This is a genomic window from Flavobacterium sp. YO64, from assembly GCF_004119505.1.
GTDB classification, from domain to species: domain Bacteria; phylum Bacteroidota; class Bacteroidia; order Flavobacteriales; family Flavobacteriaceae; genus Flavobacterium; species Flavobacterium oncorhynchi.
On sequence record NZ_NRQV01000039.1, the window covers coordinates 22,798 to 32,040 of the forward strand.

The following is a 9,243-nucleotide window of genomic DNA, read 5'->3' on the forward strand; positions in this document are numbered from 1 at the left end:
AACACTTTAAATTTAAATTAGCTGTTCTTTTTTTGCATCCTGTGCTTACCTGTTTTTTTTACACGTAAAACCTAAAAAAGCTGTCTGAAAAAGACAGCTTTTTAAAAACAAAAAATATATAAAAAAAATACTAATTACTAATCGTAACCTAAATTTTGATCATAAAGTCCTGGAACTGCTAGAAGTTCTTGTAACGGAATTGGATACAATAATGAGTTATTATCGATTGTTCGGATTTTATTCTCGGTATCTTCAGCAATTCTCCAAGCGTTCATAGTTGCCACTGCTTTTCCTGATCTAATTAAATCAAACCATCTTGTTCCTTCTGCAAAAAACTCTTTTCTTCTTTCTTCAAATAATTGATCTAAAGTAATGTTTACAGCATTTGCGGGCACACCAGCTCTGGTTCTTACTCTATTAACAATAGCATCAACATCTGCCTGAGTACCGCCGCCGCCATGAAGCGTACATTCTGCCATAAGCATCAAAACATCAGTATAACGAGTGATCATAAAATCAACTCCCCAATCTTCACGTCCGTTTCCATATCTGGCAGGATCGATGTATTTTTTGAAAACCGGCAGGGTGTAACTTCCTTTGTAAGTTCCAGAAGCTACAGTATAACTTGTAGCAATACCATAAAGTTGTCTTTTATCAGCGGCTGTAAACAATTTCATGAAACCAGCTGAAATTGGTCTTGCTTCTAAAGCTCCTTGTGCTGATAAATTTACAGAGGCAAAATAAGGTTCGTACCCTAACTCTACCATAAAGTTTCCGCCTACAGGAGTCGAAATATTTTGTGTATAAGAAATAGTCAATACGTTTTCTTTATTAGCATTTCCTTCAGTTTTAAAAATGGGTTCATAATCTGTACCAAAAGCATATAAACCGCTCAACTTAATATCGTTTAACTGTTGATAGGCTTTGTCCCATTCATTTAAACCTAACATTGCACCGTCAATTCCGTAAGTTGGGCTTGAACGAGTCATATAAACAAGTCCTAAAAGTGCTTTTGCTCCATATTTTGTAACACGTCCGTAATTTGCATTATCATAAGAAGGAAGCAAATCTGGAATTGCCAATTCTAAATCTGAAATAATCAGTTTGTAAACATCTGCAACTGCAGTTCTTTTTATTTTTGAAGCTTCTCCGGCAGTCATCGTTCTGTCAATTAATGGCACACGTCCGAACCATCTTAACAAATCAAAATAACAAAATGCTCTAAGAAAACGTGCCTCGGCAGCCATTGCGGTTTTATCTGCTGGATTTGTAAAAATCACATCTCCTTTTTCTGCAATTTTTTCTAATAACTGATTTGCTTTATAGATTGCATTATAATTTGTAAGATATGCTTCTTTCACATAAGTATTTGAACTGATAGAAGTGTAAAAACTATTAATTCCTTCCCAATCTCTTGATGCTGTTGTTGTTGCCATCAAGTTATCAGATCTGGTTTCACTTAAATTCATTACTCGGTTTGCATAACCATATACGGTTGCTCCGTGAAAAGCAACAGAATAAGTTGCATTTCTTGCCTGTACAAAATCACCCGGTGTTGCATAAAAATTTTCGATTGTGCCTTGGGATAAAGGCAGCTGAGTCAGCTCATCTGTACAAGATGATTGTGCGAACAATATTAACGCACCTGCTGCTATGAAGATATATTTTTTCATTTTTGTTTAATTAAAATTAATGTTTAGTCCGATAACTAACGATTTTGCCAAAGGTGCTCCACCATAATCTACAGGCACAGAGAAATCACTGTTTGAACTTGCTGAAGTATTTACTGCTTCTGGATTGAAACCAACTTTATATTTATTCCAGTAGAACCAGTTTTCTCCTGTTACATATAATCTTGCATTATCAATTCTTGTAATTCCTTTTAAGGCTTGTCTTAAATTATATCCAATAGAAATACTTCTGATACTTACATAATCTGATTTGTACAACCAGTCAGAATTAGCTTGATATCCAAAAGAAGTTCTCCAGTTTCCTCTAACTGCTGGATCTACATTTAATGAATTTTCTACAGATCCCATTCCGGTACGGTCAATTGCACGACCTGTTAAACCATAAACCGTTCCTCCGTTTTGACCTTGAACTAAAACATTTAAATCTAAATCTTTGTATTTAAAACTATTTGTAATTCCCCAAGTGTATTTTGGTGTTGGGTTTCCTAAATCAACACGGTCTTCTGAATTGATTTTTTTGTCTCCGTTTTGATCTATATATCTAGGATCTCCTAATACTAGTTTATTTCCTCCAATAGTTGTGCCTCCAGTATCAATATCAGCCTGTGTAACTACTCCATTTTGTTTCAATCCAAAAATGGTATACATTGGTTTTCCAACTTCTAGTTTAATAAATGGTACACCTCCGTCAAATGAGTTACTAATTTCAATTTTAGATTGATCTGGTCCTAATGCTAATACTTTATTTTCGTTGTGACTTATGTTTGCAGATGTTCTCCATTCAAAACTTGGTGTCTTAATATTTAATGAATTTAGCTCAAATTCCCAACCTTGATTTTGAACTTCTCCAATGTTTGTAAGATAAGTAGGAAACCCTGAATCTCCAGGAACAGGAACTCTTAAAAGTAATTCGCTGTTGTTTTTTCTGTAAACTTCAAATGTTCCAGAAAGTCTGTTTTTGATAAATCCAAAATCTACTCCAAGATCTATACTTTTTGATTCTTCCCAATGTAAAGTAGGATTTGGAATTGAAGCTGCTCCTTGACCAATTGCTACTGCGCCGCCTATTGAATAATTGAATGTTCCAAGCGTTGCATAAGATCCGTAGCTGCCAATATTATTGCTTCCGTTTGTACCCGCACTTGCTCTAAGTTTCAAATCACTAAGCCAATTCACCTCTTTTAAAAATGATTCTTGCTTAATTCTCCATCCTAATGAAACAGAGTAAAAATCTCCCCATTTTCTGTCAGAACCAAATTTAGATGAGCCGTCACGTCTAATACTTCCTGATAAAATGTAACGTTCTTTAAAGTTGTATTGTAAACGTGCGAAGTAAGACAACAACGTACTTTTCTCTGCATTTGTAGAGCCGATTGATCCTGCTGGAAGCGTTTCTATACTTGAACTATTATAAAGTGCTCCTGAAGAAAGTGTTGATTTTGTTATTTCGTATGAGTTGAACGATTGTCCTAAAAGCACATTAAAACTATGGCTTCCGAAAGTTCTGTCATATGTTAACGTATTCTCATTAACGATATTTTGTCTTCTGTAAGTATTATAAGCTCCTCTAATACTTGCTATTACATCATTTGGCGTGTAGCTTTCAGTAGTATTATCAGAGTTATCAAAGTTAATAGTACTTTTTAAAGTAAAACTTTTAGCGAATTGATAACTTGCATATCCAGAAATTAAATTTCTGTACATAGAGTTTCTTCCTGTTCTTGCTAAAGCGTTCAACATATTTGTGGTACTACTTCCCCACGCGTATCTTGTTGTATATTTTTCTCCGGCAGCATTCGAAGCGCTTTCAAAAACTGGCGTTGCAGTAAGTGCTTTAAACAACGTATTGTCTTTACCTTCAACTCCTGGATCATTTTTAATAGAATATGAAGGCGCTAAATTAATTCCCATTTTAAAGCTTTCTGATAGTTTCACATCAACATTTGCTCTTGCTGAGAATAATGAATAATCTGTACCTACAATGTATCCCGTATTTTTTTGATAATTGGCAGACACATAGTAATTTACAGCATCTGTAGCTCCCGAAGCAGATAATTGATAGTTATTGAATTCTCCGGTGCGGAAAACTTTATCCTGCCAATCGATATAATCTAATCCTGGATGTCCCGGAATATCCCATCTGTCATCGTACAGATAAGTATAATATCTAGTATTTGCTGTTGTAAGCGGGGCTGTTGGATTTTTTAAATTGTAAGCCGCAATACGTTCTGCATTTGATTGGCTTGCTGATGCTCCTGCTATTCCTGAACCTACCCATTGTGCATCAATCATTGTTTTAGCTCTGTCGATCCATCCTTGAGATGAAAGCATATCTACACGGTTTGCTTCTTTATTTACCCCGCCATACATATTAAACGTAAATTTTGTTTTACCTTTTTTACCTTTTTTAGTGGTAATAATCACAACTCCATTTGAAGCTCTCGAACCATAAATTGCAGCCGCTGCGGCATCTTTTAATACTTCGATCGAAGCCACGTCATTTGGATTCATGTTGTCCAGCGGACTTCCGTTTGAGAATGATCCGTTACTGTTGCTTCCTTCAGTATAAATTGGAAATCCATCAACAACATACAAAGGCTCATTTCCTGCTGTGATCGAACCAGCTCCTCTAATTTCAATACTAAAAGGCTGTCCTGGTAATCCAGTAGTTTGTTTTACACGAACTCCCGCAACCTGACCAATCAAACCTTGGTCGATTCTCGAAATCGGACGTTCTGTAAAATTCTCTGTTTTAATTCCAGAAATAGCACCGGTAGTTAGTTTTTTCTTTTGTGTGCCGTAACCAATAACTACGACTTCATTCAGGCTTGAGCTCTCTGCATCTAGTGAAACATTGTAACTTGCTGCAGTGCCAATTTTTATTTCCTGCTTGACAAATCCCACAAACGAAAATACTAAAGTCTCACCTGGAGCAGCATTAATACTGTATTTTCCATCAAAATCAGTACTTGTAGACCTATTCGTTCCCTTGACAATTACATTTACGCCGGGTATTGATAATTTGGCTGGGTCAGTAACGGTTCCTGTAACCGTTTTTCCTTGCGCATAACCTGATGAATACACTAGTAAACATAAGGCTATAATCAGCAAAAGATTAAGCTTGTTTTTCATAAAAAGTTAAATTTGGTTAGGTAATTAGTTCAAACCAAATTTATTTAGAAGCGACTTTCACAGCATCCTGTAGTATCCTGTTAGCTTTCAATATATTACAAAATTTCATTAAGTTTACTTTAACAAAAAACAACTCAACTGCTTGATTTACAACCGATAATTACACACAAAATACACAAATACATTATACTAAATTTTAGTAAATTATTTTTTCACTATTCGTATTTTTTCACATAAATTAATATCAATTAAAAAACTTTATAACTTATTTGTTGCTAATTTAATTTTTACAATATTCAATAAAAACAGGACGCAACAGGATAGCATTTTAATGGTTTGCTTATACTTTTACTTTTGTACAGAGAATTTTAAATATGTTTTTATGAATTCTGTTTTTACAAAAAAATAATAAATTTTAATAACAGGTAAATCTTTTAGATCAATAATGAAACAACTTCAAACATTCTGCTTTATTACCTTATTTTTTATTTGTAATTACAACCTTTCTGCGCAGAGCAGCAATACTTCACCGTGGCCAAAATCTACAAACATAAATCAGCCATGGACACGCTGGTGGTGGATGGGAAGTGCTGTTGATAAACCAAATTTAAAAAAGACTTTAATCGATTTTAATAAAGCAGGAATTGGCGGGGTAGAAATCACTCCTATCTATGGTGTAAAAGGAGAAGAAAGTAATTATATAGATTATCTTTCTCCAAAGTGGATGGAAATGCTGGATTACACTATTCAGACTGCTGACAGCCTGAAAATGCAGGTCGATATGGTTTTAGGTACTGGATGGCCTTATGGCGGATCACATGTTACTCTGCCATATGCTGCAACTAAACTTATTGTTGAAAAATATCCGCTTAAAAAAAATGAAACTTTCGATCGAAACATAACGCTTGACAGCAGTAAAGAAAAAACTCCTGCTGAACTTTTATATGTTGTAGCTTACGGAAGCGACGGCTCTTATATAAATTTAACAGACAATCTCGAAAAAAACAAAGCAGCTTCAAAAGATAAAGGAATTGAGGGATCTGCAATTAAGCTTCCAAATAAAATGGAACCAAACCGATTAAACTGGAAAGCCAAACAAACCAATTATACCATTTATGCCATATTTAGCGGTAAAACAGGACAGCAGGTAAAAAGAGCCGCTCCAGGAGGAAAAGGCTATACCTTAGATCATTATTCAGCAGAAGCTTTAAATGCATATGTAATTCCTTTTAACAATGCTTTTAAGGGGCGAGAGGGAAAAATAAGAGCTGTTTTTAATGACAGTTTTGAAGTTTACGGAACCGATTTTACGCCCAATTTCTTTGAAGAATTTCAAAAATTAAGAGGTTACGATTTAAAAAAACAGCTTTCGATTTTATTGAATGAAACTGATAATGAAATTGGAAATCGAATTAGAAGCGATTATCGTCAGACTATTGCCGATTTATTACTCAATAAGTTTGATAAATCATGGACAAACTGGGCACATTCAAAAAATTTTAAAACAAAACTGCAGGCACATGGTTCACCAGGCAATTTAATAGATTTGTACGCATCTGCTGATATTCCAGAATGCGAAACTTTTGGCTCTATGCCATTTGATATTCCGGGTTTCCGACGTGAGAAAGAAGATATTCGTGAAGGCGATGCTGATCCAGTAATGCTAAAATTTGCATCGTCGGCAGCACATATTTCAGGGAAAAATTTAGTCTCTTCTGAAACTTTCACGTGGCTGAGAGAACATTTTAAAACCGCACTTTCACAATGCAAACCCGAAGCCGAAGATTTAATGCTAAATGGTGTTAATCATATTTTTCTTCATGGCTCTACTTACTCTCCAACTCGCGCTGCATGGCCGGGATGGGAGTTTTATGCCTCTGTTAATTTTAATACTAATAATACAATTTGGGAAGATGCTCCCGCTTTGTTTTCCTATATTTCAAATTGTCAATCGATGCTTCAACAAGGAAAATCTGACAATGAAATCCTTCTCTATTGGCCCATATTTGATACTTGGGATAAATTTCAAAACGGAAATTTATTTTATCAATTCAAAATACACTCTCTATCAGAATGGCTGTACGGAACTTCTTTCTATGATACTACAAAAAGCCTGATGAAAAAAGGATATAGTGTTGATTTTATCTCAGATAATTTTATCACCGAAGCAACAGTTGCAAATGGGAATTTAATAGTTTCTGGAGTGCGTTATAAATCATTGATTATTCCATCTTGCAAAAAAATGCCGTTTGCAACCATGCAAAAACTAATCGAACTAAAAAAAGCTGGTGCAGTAATCCTATTTGAAGGTCTGCCGGAATCTGTTCCAGGTTTCAATGATTATAAAACGCAAGAACAAAATCTTCAAAATCTTTTAACCTCAAATAAAAATACAATTGAACCTGTTTCTGATGTTTTAAAAACTTTAGAAAACTTCAAAATTGAGCCTGAAAATCTTGTCAATACAGGACTAAAATTCATCCGACGAGATGTTGACGGTGAAAAAATTTATTATGTAGTAAATCACACTACAAAAACAATAGATGATTTTATTCCGCTGCAAATTGAAAATAAAGAAGTCATTATTTTTGATCCTTTAACAAAAGCATACGGCAATGCTCAAGTTGACAAAAAAAACGGAATAACTTATGCTAAAATAAAAATAGAACCCGGGCAATCCTATTTTTTAAAAACGGAGAATACCCCTTCTCAAAAAAAATGGAAATATTACGAAACAGTATCTCCGCAAATTCCTTTAACAGGAACTTGGAAATTAACTTTTGAAAAAGGTGGGCCGCAATTACCTCAAAGCACTACACTTACCAACTTAGAATCATGGACAAAATTAAACTCTGAAGCCGAAGCTTTTTCAGGCACAGCTGCTTATGTGCTGCAATTTGAGAATCCAAACCCTAAAATAAGTCATTGGAGCCTTGATCTTGGCGAGGTTCGAGAAAGTGCCAAGGTGTGGATTAATAATGATTTTGTTGGTACTGCTTGGTCTGTTCCGTATAAATTGAACATTCAAAAACTAAAACCGGGTAAAAATATTTTGAAAATTGAGGTCACTAATCTTCCTGCAAACAGAATAAGAGATATGGAACTAAAAGGACAGGAATGGAAAATCTTCCATGAAATAAACATGGTTGACAAAGATTACAAAAAATTTGATGCGACAAAATGGAATCCAATGCCATCCGGGCTTCTAGGGCCAGTAACACTAACTCCTTTAAAAGAACTAAACTAACTATATAACCATCTATTGAAAAATGAAAAAATTACTCTTTCTTTCACTCCTATTTGTTTTCTCGCTGAGCCGCTTAAATGCTCAAGAGCCTTTTGATAAAAAACAGGTGCTGCAGCAAATGATACTTGCAAATGATTATTTTATGCAAAAATGGCCTGATACTGGAAAAACTATAATTACAAACAAAGAACGCCCGAGCAATATCTGGACTCGAGGGGTATATTACGAAGGATTAATGGCTCTGCATGAAATTTATCCTAAAGATTCATTTTATGATTATGCTTATGCATGGGCCGAATTTCATAAATGGGGATTTAATGGCGGTAATGTAACCCGAAACGCTGACAATTACTGCGCTGCACAAACTTATATCGATTTGTATAATTTAGAACCTGATTCTAAAAAGCTCAAAAATACAAAGGCAAACATTAATATGCTTTTAAATACACCTCAGGTAAATGACTGGTCATGGATTGATGCTATTCAAATGGGAATGCCTGTTTTTGCAAAAATGGGAGTTTTAGAAAAAGACAATCGTTATTTTGAAAAAATGTATGAAATGTATATGTTCTCTAGAAACAAACATGGAGACAACGGTTTATTCAATCCTAAGGAAGGTTTATGGTGGCGTGATGCAGATTTTGATCCGCCTTATAAAGAGCCAAATGGAAAAAACTGCTACTGGAGCCGTGGAAATGGATGGGTAATTGCAGCTCTTGCAAAGGTTTTAACTATTATTCCAGAAAATGCTCCCCATAGAGATCAATATGTAAAAGATTTGAAGGTCATGGCGGCTGCACTAGTTCCCATACAAAGAGCAGACGGATTTTGGAATGTGAGTCTGCATGATCCAACAAATTTTGGAGAAAAAGAAACATCCGGCACCGCACTATTTATTTACGGAATAGCATACGGAATAAACAACGGCATTTTAAAAAGAGAGACTTATCTACCTGTAATTCAAAAGGCATGGAAAGCCATAACAACCGAAAGTCTTCACACAAATGGTTTTTTGGGTTATTTGCAATCTACTGGAAAAGAACCTAAGGACGGTCAGCCATTATCCTATGATAAAATTCCTGATTTTGAAGATTACGGTTTAGGATGTTTTTTACTGGCAGGATCAGAAATTTATAAATTAAAATAATAAAAAATGGGCACGCAAAAACGTGC

The 9,243-nt window shown here is 34.9% G+C and carries 4 protein-coding genes; 2 read left to right on the top strand and 2 right to left on the bottom strand.

The window, feature by feature from the left end; translation table 11 throughout:
• Nucleotides 1–137: 137 nt before the first annotated feature.
• Both BOW57_RS18750 and BOW57_RS18755 read right to left on the bottom strand, forming a co-directional pair.
• Entirely contained in the window at nt 138–1,673 is a 1,536-nt protein-coding gene (locus tag BOW57_RS18750) for a RagB/SusD family nutrient uptake outer membrane protein (protein WP_129056486.1), read from the bottom strand.
• 6 nt (nt 1,674–1,679) lie between these two features.
• A complete protein-coding gene (locus BOW57_RS18755) occupies nt 1,680–4,823 on the bottom strand; it encodes a TonB-dependent receptor (RefSeq protein WP_129056488.1) in 3,144 nt (1,047 codons plus the stop codon).
• 445 nt (nt 4,824–5,268) lie between these two features.
• On the opposite strand from BOW57_RS18755, the gene BOW57_RS18760 reads away from it, so the two are divergent.
• Together BOW57_RS18760 and BOW57_RS18765 are read left to right on the top strand one after the other, a co-directional pair.
• Nucleotides 5,269–8,070, top strand: a complete 2,802-nt coding sequence (locus BOW57_RS18760; protein ID WP_129056490.1) for a glycosyl hydrolase — start codon at nt 5,269–5,271, stop codon at nt 8,068–8,070.
• A gap of 22 nt (nt 8,071–8,092) precedes the next feature.
• Nucleotides 8,093–9,217, top strand: coding sequence for a glycoside hydrolase family 88 protein (locus BOW57_RS18765; protein WP_129056492.1), 1,125 nt, complete (start codon nt 8,093–8,095; stop codon nt 9,215–9,217).
• Nucleotides 9,218–9,243: the final 26 nt, after the last annotated feature.

Excerpts from the sequence above, each read along its gene's own strand:
- BOW57_RS18750 (WP_129056486.1), bottom strand. The coding sequence starts at position 1,673 with ATGAAAAAATATATCTTCATAGCAGCAGGTGCGTTAATATTGTTCGCA.
- BOW57_RS18765 (WP_129056492.1), top strand. The coding sequence starts at position 8,093 with ATGAAAAAATTACTCTTTCTTTCACTCCTATTTGTTTTCTCGCTGAGC.
- BOW57_RS18760 (WP_129056490.1), top strand. The coding sequence starts at position 5,269 with ATGAAACAACTTCAAACATTCTGCTTTATTACCTTATTTTTTATTTGT.
- BOW57_RS18755 (WP_129056488.1), bottom strand. The coding sequence starts at position 4,823 with ATGAAAAACAAGCTTAATCTTTTGCTGATTATAGCCTTATGTTTACTA.